Consider the following 18,669-nt stretch of genomic DNA (forward strand, 5'->3'; position numbering starts at 1 on the left):
AGCCAACAAAGTTCATATAACAAATGAATTTGTTGGCTTTGATTGAAGCTAGAGCGCTGTTTCAATGCGTCTAAACAATTGATATTTAATTCGTCTTATATTTTAAGTGGTTTTCGTAGTATCAGTTGCGTTAAAACGATACAGAATAAGCCACCAATAATACCAGCGATGATGTCAGTTGGATAGTGAACACCTAAATATACGCGAGACGTAGAGATTAATAATATCATGAGTGCACATAAAGCGATAACCACCATCTGTGATTTACCTTTTAAAATTCGGCGACAAATATAAATGAGGCTACCAAAAAATGCTGTGGAGCCCATTGCGTGACCACTTGGAAAGCTAAAGCCTGTAATGTCGATTAATCTTAAAATAGTTGGTCTTTCTCTATCAAAGATATTTTTTAAAATTGGGTTTGTAGCTCCTGATATCATCATCGTTAACGCGAAGAATAAAGCTTCAATTTTATATTTGTAAAACATTAACAATGCAATCATCATTAAAGATAAACACATCATTGCCCATACTTCTCCCACTTGAGTCGCACCAAAGAAAATAGAAGTAGAAATGAAGCTTTCTGAAGAATATATAAACTCATAGACTTCATTATCAATCCATTTACCTAGTCTTGATTCATGGAACATTGCAATCACTGCAAATATGAGTGTAAAAACAATCAGTAATGAAATTCTTTTCCAATGATTCATGATAGGCCCCCTTATGATGATGTTGCATCATTAATAATTTTATTAAGTAAAGCATCTTTCGTTAAACTTTCAGTGAATGTGCCCATATTTTGAATAATTTGATGGCGTGTATTTTCTATTTTTTCAAGTTCAGGACATAACGTTTCAATTGAGAGTTCAGATTCATCTAACATAGATGCGTATCCTTGTTTTTCAAAATATTTCGCATTATCAATCTGGTCGCCACGTGATTGATCAAGACCGAGCGGAATTAAAAGCATCGGAATTTTTAACGTTAAAAATTCATATATCGCATTTGATCCTGCTCTTGAAATGACGGTATCAGTGATTGCTAAGATGTCCGTAAGTTCATCTTTTAAAAATTCATATTGAATATAGCCTTCTTTGTTAATAGATTCGTCTTTAAGATTTTTACCGGTAAGGTGCACAATTTGATAAGTTTTAAGCAATGTAGGAAGTTGACGACGAATCGCTTCATTAATTTTCAAACTACCCATGCTTCCACCCATTACAAGCAGGACTTTTTTCTCGTCATTGAAGCCTGTGCGTTCATAGCCTCGTTTGGGGTTCCCGTGTTTTAAATCTTCACGGATTGTTGCTCCTACAAAATCTGCTTTATCACGTGGTACATATTTTAAAGTTTCTTCAAATGTAACATATAATTTTTTAGCAAATTTCATACTGATTTTGTTGGCTAATCCAGGAGTTAAATCGGATTCATGGATAATTGTAGGGATATTTAATGTTTTTGCAGCTAGTACGACTGGAACTGAGACAAATCCTCCTTTAGAAAATAAAATGTCTGGTTTTTCTTTTTTTAGAATACGTCGTGCATCCCATATCCCTTTCATCACTTTAAAGATGTCTTTCGCATTTTCAAAAGATATATAGCGTCTTAATTTACCACTTGATATCGCAAAATAAGGTGTATCTGGGAGTTGCGACGATATCATTTCACGTTCGATACCCTGATGAGATCCAATATACATTGTTTCGTGTCCGTGTTGTTGTGCAGTCGGAATTAAACTTAAATTAACTGAGACATGACCGACTGTACCGCCTCCAGTAAATGCTATTTTAACCATATTAACCCTCTATTCATTCAAATTTTTGTAGTATGCGTAAAACGGTTCGCCTTTATCAAATGGAAACTCATTACTTGTCATTTCTCCCGTTTTTATAAAGCCATTCTTTTCAAATAAACGTTGTGCACGCGCATTTAGAGAAAAAGTATCTGTGAGTATTACGCCTACTTGATGCGAATGTGCAATGTCAAATGCAAAATCAAATAATTGTTGTGCCACACCTTTGTATTGAGCGGAAGCTACGAGACGATGAATGACATACGCATTTGAAATAGAGATGGGCCAATCAATGTCATTGTACCAATCAGGTACTTTTTGATCGATAACGATAAAGCCTTTTATAATGCCATCTTCCTCTAAGACATACATATTATCGGATTGGATATCTGTTTCGAAGTGTGTTTTTAATGGATAACGGTGATCCCATTGTGGATTACCATCTTGGTCCATAAGTATTTTAGCATCTTCGGTTAAATTGACAATTGTGTCAATATCATCGAATGTAGCATGTCTAATCATTTCAATTGCTCCTTAATTTGTTTTATCGTTTTATCTAAGACAGGATCTTCTTTAGCTGCTTTTTCAACAAGTAATTGTGTGAACTTTTGATTTGATTGTTTATCAAATTCTCCTGTGACTTTTAAATCATTTGCTTTCTGGAATTGAGTGACCGCAGCTTTTAGGGAAGCATCGTATTGATTATCAGTTGACGCTATTTTGTATCCTAATGCATCTAATCCTACTTTAATAGATGTGACATGTTTATTATTGTCACCTTCTTTAAAAGTTTGATCAGATGGAATCACTGTTAATTTTTCAAAAGCTGCCCCTTTAATGTCTACATCAGGGTAAATCCCTTTTCCGTGTATAAATGTTTTATGAGGTGTAAGCCACTTCATTTCAGTAAATTTTAAAATAGAACCATCGTCAAATTCTCTTGTTGTTTGAACAATCCCTTTTCCAAATGTTTTACTACCATATATTTTAGCGATTTTATAATCTTTCATTGCTCCTGTAAAAATCTCTGAAGCACTTGCAGACCCTTCGTTGACTAAAATTGAAATATTTAAGTCAGAAACATGTTCTAAAGGGTTACCTGATGTTTTAACAGCCTCTTTTTGTTTACCTTTTTCTAAATAAAGTACTGTTTTACCTTTATCTAAGAAAATATTAGACATCTTGACAGCTTCGTCTAAAAGGCCTCCTGGATTATTTCTTAAATCAATAACGATATTTTTAGCGCCTGATTTTTGAGATTTTTGAATCGCAGATTTTAATTCACCAGCAGTTCCTTCTTGGAACTTATTTACTTTGAACACAGTCACTTGCCCTTTTGTTTCAACTTCTACACTTTTAACGTGAATGGTATCTCTTTTTACAGTAAAATCTTTAGATTCGTTGCCTCTTTTAATCGTTAAAGTCACTTGAGTGCCTTTTTCTCCTCGAATCTTAGGAATAATGTCATTTAAGCTTTTTCCTTTAATGGATTTTCCATCAACTGCTGTTAATACATCTTTTGGTTTTAAACCTGCTTTCTCGGCTGGAGAGCCTTTCATTGGACTTGTAATCATGATTTGATCACCTTTTTGTTGCATCTCAGCACCGATACCGACAAAGTCTCCAGTAACATCTTCGTTAAAGGCTTTAGATTTATCTTTAGGAATAAATTCTGTATATGGGTCATTTAACCCTTTTGTCATCCCGTTAATCGCATTTTGCAATAATTTATCTTTATTTGGGGATTTATAGTAGTCTTTCGCTAGTGTTTCATAAACTTTTGTTAATTTATCACTATTTTCAGCGACCTGCTGATTTTGTGTGTTAAGATGCCACAAGTAAATACTGCCTAAAACGATAATTGTTGTTAATATAATAGTGAAAATAATCCCGATGATAAAGTGGGATAAAGACACATATTTTTTATTTTTTTCAGTATGATGCTTTTTACGAGGCAACATTGTAACACCCTTTCCTTTTATATGTAAAATAAAAAGAGTGAGCATGAAATCAAATGTTTATAGATTTGATTTCTTCGTCTCACTCCTCGAATATAGAACCATTGTCATCATAAATGTATACGTGGTTAATGCTGCAAAACATACATTAAATGCGAATAGAGGAAGACGTTAAAAACGACGCCATTCTTGGAATTCTTCATATAATGTATCAAATACAGACATAGAAAGTGTGTAATTCCCTTCCGTCTCGACATAGTTAGATAGTTTATCAAAGTCAGACTCTTGTTTAGGGAAGTCTAAATCATCGTACACCATTTCTGCAAAAGTCCCTTCCTCGTTGGGACGACCTCTCACCGTGAGGAGGAAATGATAAAAAGAAGCATCTTTCATTATTTCACCGTAACATCAATGACTTTTGATTCACCTTTAGTTAAAGTGGTTTGATCTTTAATTGAAATGTGATCTGTTTGGTCTGTATTTGTAATAATTACGGGTGAAATCGTTGATTTGGCATTTTGATCAATATAATCGATATCAAATTCTACTAATTTATCACCAACTTTGACGTGATCGCCACTTTCAACGAATGTTTTAAATCCTTCACCATTTAATTGGACAGTGTCTAACCCGATATGCACTAAGACTTCTAAACCATTGTCAGCTTTAAGTCCAATGGCATGCTTTGTTGGAAAGACATTATCTACAACACCTGAAATCGGTGATACAACAATACCTTCTGCAGGTTTAACACCAAATCCTTCACCCATCATTTTTTGTGCGAAGACTGGATCGGGAATATCTTCAATTTTAACAAATTCCCCAGTAATTGGCGTATAAATTTCAATATCTTTAGGCGCTTCATTTCCTTTACTAAATAATTTTTTAAACATCATAATCGCTCCTTTATTGTTCAAAATGTTGAATTAAATCTCCGTATCCAAGTTCCTCTAATTTATGATAAGGAATAAATTGTATCGCTGCAGAGTTGATACAATATCGTAAGCCACCAAGCTCACGCGGTCCATCATTGAAAACATGACCTAAATGACTATTGCTGTCTTCTGAGCGCACTTCTGTACGAATCATACCAAAAGATTTATCAACAAGTTCAATGATATCTTCATTGTTAATCGCTTTAGAAAAACTTGGCCAACCACAATTTGATTCAAATTTATCATTTGATGTAAATAATGGTTTTCCAGAAATTTTATCAACATAAATACCTTTTTCATAATGATTCCAATATTCATTGTCAAACGGAGGTTCAGTACCATCTTGTTGTGTCACTAAATATTCTAAGTCGGTTAAATCTTTTTTATCTTTCTTAATCATGATGATCACTCCAATGTCGTTCTATAAATGCTTTGCGACCTGAACCGAGTTGATATTGTGCATAATGCAACGGGTTTTTCTGATAATAATTTTGATGATAGGCCTCTGCAGGATAAAAGTTTTTATACGGTTCTACAGGTGTAATCACAGGCTTATCAAAAATTTTAGCATCATTTAATGCTTTAATTTTAGCCAAGGCTAATGCTTTTTGCTCCTCATTATGATAAAAAATGACTGGGCGGTAATGTTCGCCTCTATCAAAAAACTGGCCTTTATTATCAGTTGGGTCAAATGTTTTGAAGTAAATATCCAACATTTGCGTATAGCTGATTTGATTCGGGTCATATTCTATTTGTACCGCCTCAACGTGACCTGTTGTGTCAGAGCATACGGCTTCATAAGTGGGGTTTTCAACGTGACCACCACTATACCCTGAAATGATGGATTCAACACCATCGTAAGAATCAAATGGTTTTACAAGACACCAGAAGCATCCTCCGGCAAAAGTAGCTAATGCCATAATATCACGCCCTTTTAAGAATTATGTTCTTTTAAAACGACGACCCCAATTGCACCCGTTCCCGTATGCGTAGATATGATAGGTGTAGTAAAATTTGTGTCAAAATTTGAAAAATCAAACGTTTCTTCAATTTTATCTTTCACTTTTTCTAAGAAATCGTTGGCATTGGCATGCACAATGGCTGCGGATTTAATTTTACCGTCACCTAAAAATTGGGCTAAATCTTTCGCTAAATACTTCGCACATGCCCCTTGTGTTCGTGAGCTATGAACAATTTCTAGATTGCCATCAATCAGTACACCGACAGGCTTAATTTTCATTAAGTTACCAAGCATACCTTTCGCTTTACTAATACGACCACCTTTGATTAAGCGATCTAATTTACCAATTACAACATACAGTTTCATATTGTTTTGTAATTGATGAACTTTTTCAACAATAGTTTCAGTAGATAGACCTTCTTCAATCCACTGAACGATATGCTGAATTTGATACCCTAATCCATAAGTGATAGATTTTGAATCAATAACAGTCACTTTACCATCTACCATTTCACTGGCTTGAACAGCGGTTTGATACGTACCGCTAAGTCCAGAAGATAAATGAATACTAATGACTTCTGCACCCTCTTGAGTTAAAGCTTCGTATGTTTCAACAAATCTTCCTAATGGGGGTTGGCTTGTTTTTAAATCATTGTTGTCGTCTTCTAAATATTGTGTGTATGTTTCTGAAGAAATTTCCTCTTGGTCAACATAAGATTTACCATTAACCGTCACACTTAATGGCACGATGTGAACGTTATGTTGTTCTAAAAAACTAGGTTCTAAATCTGATGTTGAATCTGTTACTAATATACGTTGCATTGATTAAACCTCCGTGATTACTTCCTAACTAAATGCAGAAAAGTATGTGGGTATTTATTTTTTTCATCAATTTCGCCCTCAATTGCTGATTCTACTTCCCAATCTTCAAACGAATAGGGTGGGAAATAGGTGTCAGCTTGAAACGTGTCATCGATAACTGTAATATACATATCATCCACTTTATCCATAAACATTTCAAATAATGATTGACCACCAAAAATGAAAACATGGCCTTCTAACTGTTCGATGTCTTTAATATCATGAATCACCTCAACATCATCAGCTTTAAAATCTTTATTACGTGTTAAAACAACATTTTTTCGATTTGGTAAAGCTTTTCCAATAGAATCAAAGGTTGCACGTCCCATTACTAAAGTATTACCAGTTGATAATTTTTTTACGTGTTTTAGGTCATTCGGGAGATGCCATGGTAATTGATTATTAAAACCAATGCCTCTATTTTTATCATGAGCAACTAAAATGGATAATGTCATTTGACTCACTCCTAGTTATGCTAAATTTAAAATCTCAGATCAATGCATTAACAAATACACGTTGAGTTAATTATACCGCAATTGGTGCTTTTATGATGGGATGAGATTCATAATTTACTATTTCCAAATCTTCGTATTCTAAATCAAATATAGATTTATCTGTATTAATTTTTAATGTTGGCGGTGCAAAACTTGATCGTGCTAATTGTGTTTCGACAGCGTCAATATGATTGCTGTATATATGAGCGTCGCCAAATGTGTGAATGAATTCACCAACCTCAAGACCACATTCTTTTGCAATTAAATGAGTCAATAAGCTATAACTTGCTATGTTAAAAGGTACCCCTAGAAAAATATCAGCACTTCTTTGATATAACTGACAACTCAATTTTCCATCTTGGACATAAAATTGAAATAAGGTATGACAAGGTGGTAGTGCCATAGACTCAATTTCTGCAGGGTTCCATGCGCTAATAATATGACGTCTAGAATTAGGGTTATGTTTAATGTTATCAATTAATTGTGCCAATTGGTCAATATGCTGACCATTAGGTCCAATCCAGTCTCTCCATTGTTTCCCATATACATTACCTAAATCCCCGTGCTTACGCATAAAATCATCATCATTTAAAATGCGTGTTTTGAACTGAGACATTTCGTCTTGATACACTTTATTAAATTCCGAGTCTTGCAAAGCTCGATGTCCAAAGTTTGTCATATCTGGGCCTGTATAATCATCAGATTGAATATATTTTTCAAAGGCCCATTCATTCCAAATATTATTATTATATTGCAATAAATATCTTAAGTTTGTATCTCCACGTATAAACCAAATCAATTCGGTTGCAATCAGCTTGAATGATACTTTTTTAGTTGTTAGTAAAGGGAAACCTTTATTTAAGTCAAAGCGTAATTGATGACCAAATTTTGAAATGGTTCCAGTACGAGTACGGTCATCTTTTGATGCTCCAACATTTAATACTTCTTGACATAGTTGATGATATGCTTGATCAAAAGGATTCATGTGCGCCACCTCTTTCTCTTTATTACTATAATAAATTATTTGATACTTATTTTAAATTAAAAAGGGAGATATGGCTCATATTTTGAATGCCACATCTCTCTTTTTTAATTACAATATGACTCATTAAATTGAACGCTAGGTTTATGAATGACAATGTGTGTCAAAAGCATCTTTGATATCCATAGCAATATCATTAATATCTCGGCCTTCAATGTGTTCACGGGGAATAAAGTGAACAAGTTGCGTGCCTTTAAATAATGCATAGGATGGACTGGATGGTACTTGTTGAATATAGTCACGCATTTTTGCTGTAGCAGCCTTATCCTGTCCCGCAAAAACGGTTACTTTATGTGTCGGTTTATTTTCATTTTGCTCCGCTACAGCTACAGCTGCTGGTCGAGCTAAACCAGCTGCACAGCCGCATGTAGAATTGATTACAACAAATGTCGTTGCATTCTTTGACACTTGATTCATATAGTTTTCGACATCTTCTTCACTTTCTAGACTTTCAAAGCCATTTTGTGTTAATTCAGTGCGCATTTGTGCGGCAAGTTCTTTCATATATGCATCGTAAGCATTCATGTTAACATCTCCCTATTGATTTCGATTTGCGATTTGTTTCCAAACAGAACCTAAAGCGGCTTCACCATTTTCAATTCGCGTAATAGCCATTTCTATTTGTAACTTCACTTCGTATGCGTCATCATTTTGATGAGCTTTAAGCGTTTTTAATTGGTCTTGTCCACCTTCATCGAACAAAAACATAGCTGCACGCCAGCGAACAATTTTTTGTGGATCTGACAGTGCTTTTTCCATTTCCGGCAATGCTTCTTTGTATCCAAGGTCACTTAATCCATCACCGGCAGTTCGACGTACAGCGGGATTTTTATCACGCAACCCCTTATATAAGTATGGTAGTGTTGCTTTATTTTCTATCATACTCAATAATACAACTGCTTCTCGTCTTAACGGTACTTTATCTTCTTTTAAAGCAGCATCTAATAATGGATAGTCTTCAATTGTGGGCTTTGGAAAAGATTTTAACATACGTAGACGTTCGTTCCAGTCTGATGTTTGTTGGTATGTCTCTAGTGTAACATGTTTATAAAGTTTTTGAGGTACATGTATATCACTTTCTTGTGCTTCTTTCACGAGTGTATGAAGTGTATCTTTTGGGTATAGTGCGCTAATTTCAGTCTCCACATGTGACATGACTTCATCCATCTCACCGTATCTAATACCCAATGATTCCCATTTACGCATGAAAACAACATTATCACCCGCTTTTTGTGCAGAAGTCATGGCCTCGACAAAATGATCTGGTAATTGATGTCGCAATTCCTCATTACCTGACGTTAACTTAATTTGGTATGGGATATTTTTAAACTTCAAAATTTCCACCGTGACTTCACCAAAATGCGCATCTGGCTCAACTGTGTGTGATGACGCAATACTTCCATGTGTTAATGATTCTGTGATTTGAGGTAACACGCTTTCCCACTCAGCTTTCGGTGTTTTGTCAACAGCAATAAAGTCAAGTACGTGAAAAATTGATTTAACATCTTGAATGGCAAGCAACGCATTAATAAATTCTGGTTGTTCTTTTTTGATTTCAGTATACGTATTAGATTGATTGTCCGCCCTTTTTTGAGACAAAATAATCTTCATTGTATTTGGACTTGGAGTAGGTTCAACTTTTACAATTTCCATAAAATGTCCCCCTATTGTAATTCATTGCCTAATTGTTGAATTTGTTTACCAACTGAACACTCTTTTATGCAAAAATGATGTGCTTTCGTCTTATTCTGAGATTGTCTGATATGTGTTTTGATCATACATTGCTCACAATATTGGTTCATTAATTGGTCAATTTTTGAAACAGCACGTTTTTTTGTTTCTGTAAACACAATCATCACTCCTTAAATTAGCACACACAATAAACATTATGGTAACATGTATTCCCTTTTCAATGAAATATTTAAATTTCAAGCTAACGTTTTTCTCTTAGACATGCAAAACTTTTGTTACATCTATTGATATTTATATTTATTTTAATTATTATAATTAAGTTGAGATTGATTTAATTATTGTGGTAATTCAAGTCTGATTATTATCAAGTCCTTAAATTCAATGTAGGCAATTTTAGAAGTATAGAAGCGGTTTCTAAACACCCGCTTAATCAAAATTTAGGAGGAATTTCATGTTTAATGAATGGTTAGGTTTAGTTGCTTTTTTAATGACTTTTATTTTATTGGTTTTAATGTTTCGGTTATTTGGTCCCCAAGGTTTAATTGTTTGGGTCGCTATAGGAACGATGATAGCCAATATACAAGTGATAAAAACAGTAGATATTTTTACGATATCTGCGACGTTAGGTAATGTTATGTTTGCATCTATATATTTAGCAACTGATATACTTAATGATATATATGGACGTAAAGTCGCAAAGCGAGCGGTATGGATGGGCTTTTTTTCGACATTAATCATGATTATTTTGATGCAAATTTCATTAAGTTTTCAACCAAGTACAGCTGATATCGCACAAAGCGCTTTGGATACAATTTTTGGGTTGGTGCCCCGTATTGCTTTAGCTTCAATTATTGCTTATATTATAGGTCAATATATCGATGTCTTTATCTTTAGCTGTATTAAGCGGATTTTTAGTTCAGACCGTACATTTTTTATACGAGCATATGGAAGCACAATGTTAAGTTCAATTATCGATACAGGTATTTTTGTAATCATAGCATTTTTAGGTGGACCTTTACCTAATGATGTAGTGTTTGAAATTTTTGTTACGACGTACGTTCTTAAGTTAATAGCTACAATTTTCAATGTGCCTTTTGGATATTGGGCTAAATGGCTGTATCGTAAAGGGAAAATTAAACCTTTTCAAATTGATTAAATATAAGATAAAACTAAGGAGAGTGAACAATAGACGTTCATTCTCTTTTTTTATCGCTTCGTGTTACTATTATTTAGAGGTGTTGATATGGCAAAAATATATTTTGATGCTGCATCACAAGGCAATCCAGGTTTAAGTACTTATGGTGTGGTAATTGTAGAAAATCATCAGCGTTATGTATTTGCTGATGTAATTGGAGAAAAAGAGAATCATGAGGCAGAATGGGAAGCGTTGTTAATTGCATTAAAACAAGCGCAAAATTTGAACGTCTCTAATGCCCTCATACATACAGATTCAAAATTAATAGAAGATGCAGTGAATCGTGAGTTTGTTAAAAATGCTAAGTATAAACACTATTTGACATCATATTTAGCTCTATCCAATGCTTTTGACCTGTGTTTTGTCAAATGGATTCCTAGAGAACAAAATAAAGAGGCGAATATGTTGGCGCAATCAAAGCTGTATCAATATACAAAAAAACGAAGTTAAAAGTGGAACACCGAAGTTTGAATTAAGCGTTATTTTAATGAACAGTTAAACATAATACGTTTAACGCTAAAAATGTATTGACATAGCCTTCAACATTCATTGATGAGTGCTGAAGGCTATGTCATTTGTTATATTCGATGCTTAATTTGATTATGAAATCTTCTCAATAATGTTTCATACATTGTTTTAAAAGAGTGATCTCAAGTAGCGATGGGAAACTCGTAATTCATGTGCCTCACATATTCGAAGCGCATGCATAATATTGTGCTCATAGAGTAGGTATTGTTCTAAATTTTTAAAGTTTATAGGTACATTGTCTTCAATACGTGCTAATCGCTTCGATAGTTTTAAATCATCAAGATGTGTTTGGATTTTCTTTTGTTGTCCTGGTGTAAGATGATGCATATTTTCAAGCACACCCTCTACTGAGTGGTATGCTTGAATAAGTTTAATGGCTGTTTTTTCACCTATCCCCTTAACACCTGGGTACCCATCCGCACTATCTCCCATAAATGCTTTAATATCTATTAATTGTTTAGGCTGTAATGCGTACTGTGATATAAATGCTTGTTCGTCGACTTTTACATATTCAGAGAATCCTTTTTTAATTAACCAAATTTCTACGTTTTTAGAAGCACATTGGAGTAAATCACGGTCGCCTGTAACAATGACAACTTGAGCGTCTTCTACATATTTATAATGACTTGCAATCGTTCCAATAACGTCATCTGCTTCATAATGAGATACACCTATATTATGAAATCCTAATGCTTCAGAGATGTGCTTAACATGATCAAATTGTGGTAATAATGCTTCTGGCGGCTCCGTCCTATTTTGCTTATATCCTTCGAAAATTTCGTTTCTAAAAGTTGCTTTTCCCATATCCCAACATACAGCTACATGTGTTGGATCAGATTGTTTAATCGCAGTATAGATGTGACGAATAAAACCTTGTGTGCCATTTGTGGGTAATCCTTTGGTAGTGAACATGTACTGCTTATTCACGCTTGTCGCATAAAAATGTCTAAACAATAATGCCATACCATCAATTAATAATATTTTTTTACTCATGTGAATCCTCAATTTCTAAAGTATTTTGTAATTTAGGTAATATTTGTTTGATTTGTGCCACTAATTGATTATCAATACGATATGAAATGACTTGGTCTATTTCGCTTTGAGCAACTTGCTCTAATTCATTTAGAAGTGACTTTCCTTGTTGAATCAATAATTGATTACGCTCATGTAATGCTTTTTTTAGATGCTCTATAGGTGTTTGTATATGTTGGAGCGTCTTCTCTTTGATTGCTTCTTGGATTTCTTTTTGTCCTTGCGCTTGAATAATTTTCTTTTTCGTTAAAGATTTAGGCAACGAAGCTACAAAAGTGTCTAAATCAAGTTTTAAATAAGGTGTCTCAAGTTGGTCTAATTGAAAAGTTAATTTTGGTTGTACCAATACATGTAGTTCTTGCAATGCTTTTAATGTAGGGATGCATTGATGTTCAAAGTGATCTATGAAACAGCGTTTTAATCGTTCAACGATTAAAGTTTGTTCTAAGTATAGTTTTTGATGAACATGATCTAAATAACGTTTAGAAGCTGCTAGTTTTTCTTGTTTAAAATCATCTGTATTTGTCATTTGGCCGTTAAATACTGCTTTGATATCATCTAACAATTGTATTTTTAAACGTTCATGAAGATGATAAAGTTGATCAGAAATTTCATTTTCAGCCTGTTGGGCAGTTGTTGATAAAATTTGAGCATCAAATACGTGAGGTGATCGTATTGTTTTTAAACGTTCATGTTGGTGTGTTCGTTTCGTGCTATCTTTCTCAAAATCAAGTACCATTGCGTTTAAAGCATCGTATATGTAAAGAAGTTGATGATTCATTTGTGATTCTAATACTTCTTTTGATTCTACTTGTGCAAAATCATCTACACGCGCTTTAAGTTTCTCTAGACCAGCATCGCCATGTATTAAGGCATTTCGACTAGATACTCCAAACACTTCAGGTGTCATTCCCACTTCATTTAATGCACTTTGTACATAGTTCATTACAGCGTAACGGTCTTCATCTGTTTCTGCAAGATCTGTCGCATTGACAACCATTTTAAATGCTTGGTTTTCCATCAATTGATTCATTTCTTTCATATGTTGAATAAACGCTTTGTCATTATCTGTAAATGAATGGTTAAAGTAACTCACGTAAATAATTAAATCTGAAGTTGTTAAAATCTTTTCAGTTTCATTAGTGTGACGTTGATTATTCGAATGCAATCCTAACGAATCAATAATAATTTTATCTTTTAGCCATTCCAATGGTAATTGAAGATGTACAGTTTTTACAAATGTTGCATATTGATCTTCTGCACTCCACTTTTTAATGTCATCTTGAGCAATCGCCATCGTTAAACTGTCTTTAGTTAAGCGTGAATATAGATCATAATTTTGTTCTACAGCGTGAATAAAGGCTAAACGATTCTTATCAATATTAGCTTTAAGTTTTGTTTTATCCTCTTTTAAAAATGCTTCGATAGAAGAAAATGTGTACCCTGCAACTTCCGTGACATCATTGATCTCTGAAAGTAAGGTAGATTTAGATTTAAAAGTAATCGCATTGTTATGACCATATGATATTTCGGTCGTCGCTGCAGTCGTTGGGTTAGGTGAGCTTACTAAATATTGATCTCCTAATAATGCGTTGATTAAACTGCTCTTCCCAGCGCTAAACGTTCCGAACACACCGATTTTGATGATATGTTGATCCATGCGTGTTAGCGTGTCATCAATATTATTTTTTGTCGTTTGGAATAAAGGTAACTCTTGTAGCGTTTCTAACGAAGACTTAATTTTTTCTAGTTGCGATACGTGATGTTTTTGATCCTTTGAAGCTTGCGATATATCTACTTGAGCGTTTTGGTTTATAGTTTGTGGTTCATAGTTTATCGGTGTACGATCTATCAGTTTATCCAATGAATCGTCTAAATGAATATAATAATGTTGATAATTTTTTGTATCTAAAGATGCTTTTAACGCACGAAGTTCTACATATTGCGAATATAGGTTAGCGTCTTCATTATTGGTATTTGTTTCTTCAATAATATCAATGGATGATACGATGCGGGTATCTAATGGTTCACTTGATTTCAAGACGTACTGTCGTATTTGTTTCATTAAGTTTTCAGAAAATGTCAATACATATTGATTGCTAATTTGTATTTGGGTCTGATACAAATCTGTAATTAAGTCAACTGGAATGTCAAAGTTTTGATTGACAATTTGATGATTTAAATCTTGATCATGTATAAAGCGTGTCAAATAAGACATATCTTCACGCATGGGCTTTGCTATTTCTTGTGTGACTTTATTTTGAAGGGCGTCCATCAACGTATTTAAGCGTGACTGACGTATTTCCTCTAATTTCTTTTGTTTATTAAACCAACCACCCACTTTAAAATCTTTTGCATTACTTTCTAAATAATGACGTATATGTTCACGCATATCATGTGTCATGACGTAAGCATTATCTAAAATGTGTTTTCGATTGTTATATAAATCTGTTTTTAAAGTAGATTTGTTACTTAATCGTGCGGATTCCTCTTGAACAGCTTGATTTTGTTTAAATGTGTCATAGGCATGGTCAAATTGGTCAACTTCAATATTTAACTGAGACAATATATCATTCATTTTTTGTTCCAAATAATCTGATTGATGTTGAGTGATAAAATCGACCATTCGATTAACATAATCTTTAACGGGTTCTCTATTTTCATCTTGCTGACGTATAAAGGATTTAAGTGCTTCAAATTCATTTGCTTCATGTGAAAACTTAGTTATGTAGAACGTGGCTTCTAGTTGTATATCCCATTCTTTAAGCGACGCCTCCACACGGGATTTAAACGTTTCAAATGGAATTTCTGAATCCACATGTTTATCAATTTGATTGATCACAAATACCACAGGAATATTGGCATGATTTAAACGTTTCAAAAATTGAAAATTTAAAGCTGATTGCACATGATTATAATCAACTGTGTAAAATACCATATTACTAGTGTATAGAAAGCTTTCTGTACTTGCGCTATGTGATTGAACATTTGAGTCCACACCAGGTGTATCTTGAAACGTAAAGCCTTGACGAAATTCATGAGACTTAAAGCGAATATCTATCGATTCTACATTATAGTTTTCTCTATTCATTTGTTTCACATCATCGTATGAATCTAAAATAGTATAGCTTTGACCTTCTATATTTGCTGTAATGCCTGAAGTTTCAGAAACAGTTACTAGAGCTGTGTTACTTGTTGTAGGAACAGGTGAGCTCGGTAAAATATCCTGACCGATTAACCGATTTATAACCGTAGATTTACCAGCAGAAAAATGACCGACAAATGTCATCGTATAATGATCTAAATAAACTTTTTTAATCATTTGATTGATTGTATGTACAAAAGACGTGTGATTGGACTTCTCCACTTCTTTTTTTAACTTATATAAAATATCCAATTGTGCTTGGTTATGCATAGTGTACTCCCCTTGTTTAAATGGTTCTTTACTATTGTATTATAGGTGACGCCATTAAAAAAACCAACAACACGATTCAAGAATAAAAGTGAACAATAAAGATGTCACATTGAATGAATAACTAATGTTGGATTTAATGCAATTCCTTTAAGCTATATCAAACTCATTAATGTTGTAAAAAATGCCTCTTTTATCATTCATCTGGTCAAATTTTTAATAGACAAACGAGATAGCATTTCAGCAACAACAAAATAGAAAAAGCTTCCAAAATTCACATACATGAATTTTGAAAGCTTGCAATGAAAACAACTATAATATCATTTTTTGAGTTATCATACACAATTTTATAAGCATATTGAGTGCGTTAATCTTGATATTTTAAAGGTGTAGGTCTTTTATATATTTTGATAATTTGCGATAAAACATAAATTAAAATACCTGACCATATAAAACAAAATGTAATAAATTGGTCCATGTTAAACGGTTCCTTAAATACAAAAATACCTAATATGAAAATAAGTGTTGGCCCAACATATTGGATAAACCCCATTAAGGATAGTGGAATCCTAATGGCGCCAGCAGAAAATGAGAGTAAAGGGATGGCCGTGACAGCGCCTGAAAATAGGAGCCAAAATGATGACAGATTAAATCCAATACTTAAATGATGTTGGAACGTCATATATAAGATATAAATGAGTGCCATCGGTGTGGTCACTATCGTTTCAATAGTTATACTACTCATCGCATTTAAAGGGACTAATTTTTTTAATAAACCATAAATTCCAAATGAAAATGCTAACAATAAAGAGATGAAAGGAAATTCACCTATTTTAACGGTCATATAAAGCACGCCAGTTAAAGCAATGACTATAGCTAACCACTCTAAACGATTAAAGCGTTCTTTAAAGAATATCATTGCTAATAATATACTTACTAATGGATTGATATAATATCCCAAACTTGTTTGTAATACATAACCAGCTTCAATAGCATAAATAAATGTTCCCCAATTCAATGTCACCACATAACCAGCAATAATAATAATGATGATTTTCTTAGGTGACGCAATGAGTTGTTGTAAATCGTTTTTAAATGTTGTCCATTGTTTCATTAGTGGCAACAACAATAACATAAAAATAAGGGACAAAATTATGCGTATCATTAAGGTTTCAATCGCATTAATCCCCGTGATTAATGCCCAGTAAAGCGGTAATGTTCCCCAAAGTATATATGCGATTAATGAGAACATAATCCCCTTTTTAAAACTTGTATCTTGCATCGACATAGCCCCCTTTATCTTCATAAATGATTATCTCACTATTGACACAATCATTTACATTCTTGAACAGCAATGTATGTCACGAAAATCATTATAATTATGAGAAGCGGAATGCAACTAAGAATACTTTACAAGTTTGCACTTTACGCATCAGCTTTTTTAGGTGCCCAGTATTGATAATACGTTGTTTCAATATAGCCATTAAAGAGTTTTCGACGTTTTGTAGCTTTGCGATTGGCTAAATATTCAAAGTCTTTATGACTTGTCATAATATAAAGCGAAAGTTGGTCATGTTTATGAAGTAATGTGCCTAAATAACGATACATTTCTTCAACTTCGTTACGTTCACCGATACGTTCGCCATAAGGTGGGTTTCCAATAATACCAATTGGTCCCTCATGTGTAAGTGTTAAAGTATTCACATCTTTGACACTAAATTGAATAATATCACCCATGCCAACTTCATCAGCGTTGGCTTTTGCTATTTCTACCATATGAGGGTCAATATCAGAAGCATATATTTCAATTTCTTTATCATAATCTGCAGCTTCATCTGCTTCAGCGCGCAATGAATCAAATAGCTGATCTGGCATGATATCCCACTGCTCGGATACAAAAGAGCGATTGAAACCTGGCGCAATATTTTGAGCAATCATGCATGCTTCAATAGCAATAGTTCCCGATCCACAAAATGGGTCGATAAGCGGTGTATCCCCTGTCCAGTTAGCTAATTTAACTAAAGCAGCAGCTAGTGTTTCTTTAATCGGTGCTTCCCCTTGTTTTAAACGATATCCACGACGATTTAAACCAGAACCAGATGTATCAATCGTAAGTAAAACTTTATCTTTTAAAATGTTAACTTCGACCGGATAATTGGCCCCAGATTCTTCTAACCATCCAGGGATTTTATAAGCGTGTTTGAGACGTTCAACGATAGCTTTTTTAGTAATCGCTTGAACGTCAGGTACACTAAATAACTTTGATTTTAAACTACGACCTTGCACAGGAAATTTTCCATCTTTACTAATGATTGCTTCCCAAGGCAAAGCCTTTGTTTTTTCAAATAATTCATCAAAAGTTACTGCTTCAAATTGACCGACAATGAGTTTGACACGATCAGCAGTTCTTAACCATAAATTGGCTTTAACAATAGCGCTTTCGTCCCCTTCAAAATAAATGCGCCCGTTCTCAATACGTGTCTCATATCCTAACTCTTGAACTTCTTTAGCTACAATAGATTCAAGCCCCATAGGACATACTGCTAGTAATTGGTACATGATTTTCCTCCTAAAATAATTTGATATAGGTTGCTATGTATAAATTAAATAAATTGTATCATACTTATGTTATTCATAATGAACATATGGCATTTAGTAATCATGTTCATCGATGAGGGTAATGATGATGTGTGGTGTCATTGGATAGCGGTTTAAAGGGGTACACATTTATAGTGAAATAAATGACGGGGCTGGAACATTGATGTCC

Annotated in this window: 20 protein-coding genes; 2 read left to right on the top strand and 18 right to left on the bottom strand. The window is 33.8% G+C overall.

Going from position 1 to position 18,669, the window contains the following annotated elements; genetic code table 11:
- Positions 1 to 95: 95 nt before the first annotated feature.
- The 14 genes from GJE18_RS05220 to GJE18_RS05285 form a co-directional block, all read right to left on the bottom strand.
- Positions 96 to 710, bottom strand: coding sequence for a phosphatase PAP2 family protein (locus GJE18_RS05220; RefSeq protein WP_037564378.1), 615 nt, complete (start codon positions 708 to 710; stop codon positions 96 to 98).
- An 11-nt stretch (positions 711 to 721) separates the two neighbouring features.
- Positions 722 to 1,795, bottom strand: coding sequence for an undecaprenyldiphospho-muramoylpentapeptide beta-N-acetylglucosaminyltransferase (locus GJE18_RS05225; protein WP_107376420.1), 1,074 nt, complete (start codon positions 1,793 to 1,795; stop codon positions 722 to 724).
- Between the two features lie 9 nt (positions 1,796 to 1,804).
- Positions 1,805 to 2,314 carry a GNAT family N-acetyltransferase gene (locus GJE18_RS05230; RefSeq protein WP_103346004.1) on the bottom strand — a complete coding sequence of 170 codons (510 nt, stop codon included), beginning with the start codon at positions 2,312 to 2,314 and terminating at the stop codon, positions 1,805 to 1,807.
- Entirely contained in the window at positions 2,311 to 3,753 is a 1,443-nt protein-coding gene (locus GJE18_RS05235) for a S41 family peptidase (RefSeq protein WP_240928910.1), read from the bottom strand. The genes GJE18_RS05230 and GJE18_RS05235 overlap by 4 nt, the downstream gene beginning before the upstream one ends.
- A gap of 168 nt (positions 3,754 to 3,921) precedes the next feature.
- A complete protein-coding gene (locus tag GJE18_RS05240; protein ID WP_060551045.1) occupies positions 3,922 to 4,143 on the bottom strand; it encodes a YozE family protein in 222 nt (73 codons plus the stop codon).
- Positions 4,143 to 4,643 carry a PTS sugar transporter subunit IIA gene (locus GJE18_RS05245; RefSeq protein ID WP_060551046.1) on the bottom strand — a complete coding sequence of 167 codons (501 nt, stop codon included), beginning with the start codon at positions 4,641 to 4,643 and terminating at the stop codon, positions 4,143 to 4,145. The genes GJE18_RS05240 and GJE18_RS05245 overlap by 1 nt, the downstream gene beginning before the upstream one ends.
- A gap of 13 nt (positions 4,644 to 4,656) precedes the next feature.
- Complete coding sequence (gene msrB / locus GJE18_RS05250) at positions 4,657 to 5,085, bottom strand: peptide-methionine (R)-S-oxide reductase MsrB (protein ID WP_037564364.1); 429 nt, start codon at positions 5,083 to 5,085, stop codon at positions 4,657 to 4,659.
- On the bottom strand, positions 5,078 to 5,605 hold the full coding sequence (msrA, locus tag GJE18_RS05255; protein WP_107368948.1) for a peptide-methionine (S)-S-oxide reductase MsrA: 528 nt from the start codon (positions 5,603 to 5,605) through the stop codon (positions 5,078 to 5,080). The genes msrB and msrA overlap by 8 nt, the downstream gene beginning before the upstream one ends.
- Before the next feature lie 14 nt (positions 5,606 to 5,619).
- A complete protein-coding gene (locus GJE18_RS05260; RefSeq protein WP_060551048.1) occupies positions 5,620 to 6,468 on the bottom strand; it encodes a DegV family protein in 849 nt (282 codons plus the stop codon).
- Positions 6,469 to 6,485: 17 nt separating this feature from the next.
- Complete coding sequence (locus tag GJE18_RS05265) at positions 6,486 to 6,962, bottom strand: dihydrofolate reductase (RefSeq protein ID WP_060551049.1); 477 nt, start codon at positions 6,960 to 6,962, stop codon at positions 6,486 to 6,488.
- A 70-nt stretch (positions 6,963 to 7,032) separates the two neighbouring features.
- Entirely contained in the window at positions 7,033 to 7,986 is a 954-nt protein-coding gene (locus tag GJE18_RS05270) for a thymidylate synthase (RefSeq protein ID WP_060551050.1), read from the bottom strand.
- Between the two features lie 141 nt (positions 7,987 to 8,127).
- The gene (gene brxA / locus GJE18_RS05275) at positions 8,128 to 8,568 is read right to left on the bottom strand and encodes a bacilliredoxin BrxA (protein ID WP_060551051.1); all 441 of its coding nucleotides are present in this window, start codon (positions 8,566 to 8,568) and stop codon (positions 8,128 to 8,130) included.
- 12 nt (positions 8,569 to 8,580) lie between these two features.
- On the bottom strand, positions 8,581 to 9,696 hold the full coding sequence (locus GJE18_RS05280; RefSeq protein WP_060551052.1) for a conserved virulence factor C family protein: 1,116 nt from the start codon (positions 9,694 to 9,696) through the stop codon (positions 8,581 to 8,583).
- A gap of 11 nt (positions 9,697 to 9,707) precedes the next feature.
- The gene (locus GJE18_RS05285) at positions 9,708 to 9,899 is read right to left on the bottom strand and encodes a zinc-finger domain-containing protein (protein WP_168429135.1); all 192 of its coding nucleotides are present in this window, start codon (positions 9,897 to 9,899) and stop codon (positions 9,708 to 9,710) included.
- A gap of 287 nt (positions 9,900 to 10,186) precedes the next feature.
- Here GJE18_RS05285 and GJE18_RS05290 point away from each other — a divergent pair, with 287 nt between their 5' ends.
- Positions 10,187 to 10,891 carry a queuosine precursor transporter gene (locus GJE18_RS05290; RefSeq protein WP_037564349.1) on the top strand — a complete coding sequence of 235 codons (705 nt, stop codon included), beginning with the start codon at positions 10,187 to 10,189 and terminating at the stop codon, positions 10,889 to 10,891.
- Positions 10,892 to 10,978: 87 nt separating this feature from the next.
- On the top strand, positions 10,979 to 11,380 hold the full coding sequence (locus GJE18_RS05295) for a ribonuclease HI family protein (RefSeq protein ID WP_060551054.1): 402 nt from the start codon (positions 10,979 to 10,981) through the stop codon (positions 11,378 to 11,380).
- A 186-nt stretch (positions 11,381 to 11,566) separates the two neighbouring features.
- Here the strand turns inward: GJE18_RS05295 and GJE18_RS05300 are convergent, their stop codons facing one another.
- From GJE18_RS05300 to GJE18_RS05315, 4 genes are all read right to left on the bottom strand, one after another.
- Positions 11,567 to 12,451, bottom strand: coding sequence for a 5'-3' exonuclease (locus GJE18_RS05300; RefSeq protein ID WP_107368950.1), 885 nt, complete (start codon positions 12,449 to 12,451; stop codon positions 11,567 to 11,569).
- Positions 12,444 to 15,905 carry a dynamin family protein gene (locus tag GJE18_RS05305; protein WP_107368951.1) on the bottom strand — a complete coding sequence of 1,154 codons (3,462 nt, stop codon included), beginning with the start codon at positions 15,903 to 15,905 and terminating at the stop codon, positions 12,444 to 12,446. The genes GJE18_RS05300 and GJE18_RS05305 overlap by 8 nt, the downstream gene beginning before the upstream one ends.
- 364 nt (positions 15,906 to 16,269) lie before the next feature.
- Positions 16,270 to 17,184: an EamA family transporter RarD gene (gene rarD, locus GJE18_RS05310; RefSeq protein ID WP_060551057.1), complete on the bottom strand. Its 915-nt coding sequence runs from the start codon at positions 17,182 to 17,184 to the stop codon at positions 16,270 to 16,272.
- A gap of 143 nt (positions 17,185 to 17,327) precedes the next feature.
- Positions 17,328 to 18,461 (bottom strand): THUMP domain-containing class I SAM-dependent RNA methyltransferase, encoded by a 1,134-nt coding sequence (locus tag GJE18_RS05315; protein WP_060551058.1) that lies wholly within the window; start codon positions 18,459 to 18,461, stop codon positions 17,328 to 17,330.
- Positions 18,462 to 18,669: the final 208 nt, after the last annotated feature.

Origin of the sequence: Staphylococcus agnetis (genome assembly GCF_011466855.1) — a bacterium.
Lineage (GTDB): Bacteria > Bacillota > Bacilli > Staphylococcales > Staphylococcaceae > Staphylococcus > Staphylococcus agnetis.

Coding starts and splice junctions, on each gene's coding strand:
- GJE18_RS05220 (WP_037564378.1), bottom strand. CDS start 710: ATGAATCATTGGAAAAGAATTTCATTACTGATTGTTTTTACACTCATA.
- GJE18_RS05225 (WP_107376420.1), bottom strand. CDS start 1,795: ATGGTTAAAATAGCATTTACTGGAGGCGGTACAGTCGGTCATGTCTCA.
- GJE18_RS05230 (WP_103346004.1), bottom strand. CDS start 2,314: ATGATTAGACATGCTACATTCGATGATATTGACACAATTGTCAATTTA.
- GJE18_RS05235 (WP_240928910.1), bottom strand. CDS start 3,753: ATGTTGCCTCGTAAAAAGCATCATACTGAAAAAAATAAAAAATATGTG.
- GJE18_RS05240 (WP_060551045.1), bottom strand. CDS start 4,143: ATGAAAGATGCTTCTTTTTATCATTTCCTCCTCACGGTGAGAGGTCGT.
- GJE18_RS05245 (WP_060551046.1), bottom strand. CDS start 4,643: ATGTTTAAAAAATTATTTAGTAAAGGAAATGAAGCGCCTAAAGATATT.
- msrB (WP_037564364.1), bottom strand. CDS start 5,085: ATGATTAAGAAAGATAAAAAAGATTTAACCGACTTAGAATATTTAGTG.
- msrA (WP_107368948.1), bottom strand. CDS start 5,605: ATGGCATTAGCTACTTTTGCCGGAGGATGCTTCTGGTGTCTTGTAAAA.
- GJE18_RS05260 (WP_060551048.1), bottom strand. CDS start 6,468: ATGCAACGTATATTAGTAACAGATTCAACATCAGATTTAGAACCTAGT.
- GJE18_RS05265 (WP_060551049.1), bottom strand. CDS start 6,962: ATGACATTATCCATTTTAGTTGCTCATGATAAAAATAGAGGCATTGGT.
- GJE18_RS05270 (WP_060551050.1), bottom strand. CDS start 7,986: ATGAATCCTTTTGATCAAGCATATCATCAACTATGTCAAGAAGTATTA.
- brxA (WP_060551051.1), bottom strand. CDS start 8,568: ATGAATGCTTACGATGCATATATGAAAGAACTTGCCGCACAAATGCGC.
- GJE18_RS05280 (WP_060551052.1), bottom strand. CDS start 9,696: ATGGAAATTGTAAAAGTTGAACCTACTCCAAGTCCAAATACAATGAAG.
- GJE18_RS05285 (WP_168429135.1), bottom strand. CDS start 9,899: ATGATTGTGTTTACAGAAACAAAAAAACGTGCTGTTTCAAAAATTGAC.
- GJE18_RS05290 (WP_037564349.1), top strand. CDS start 10,187: ATGTTTAATGAATGGTTAGGTTTAGTTGCTTTTTTAATGACTTTTATT.
- GJE18_RS05295 (WP_060551054.1), top strand. CDS start 10,979: ATGGCAAAAATATATTTTGATGCTGCATCACAAGGCAATCCAGGTTTA.
- GJE18_RS05300 (WP_107368950.1), bottom strand. CDS start 12,451: ATGAGTAAAAAAATATTATTAATTGATGGTATGGCATTATTGTTTAGA.
- GJE18_RS05305 (WP_107368951.1), bottom strand. CDS start 15,905: ATGCATAACCAAGCACAATTGGATATTTTATATAAGTTAAAAAAAGAA.
- rarD (WP_060551057.1), bottom strand. CDS start 17,184: ATGCAAGATACAAGTTTTAAAAAGGGGATTATGTTCTCATTAATCGCA.
- GJE18_RS05315 (WP_060551058.1), bottom strand. CDS start 18,461: ATGTACCAATTACTAGCAGTATGTCCTATGGGGCTTGAATCTATTGTA.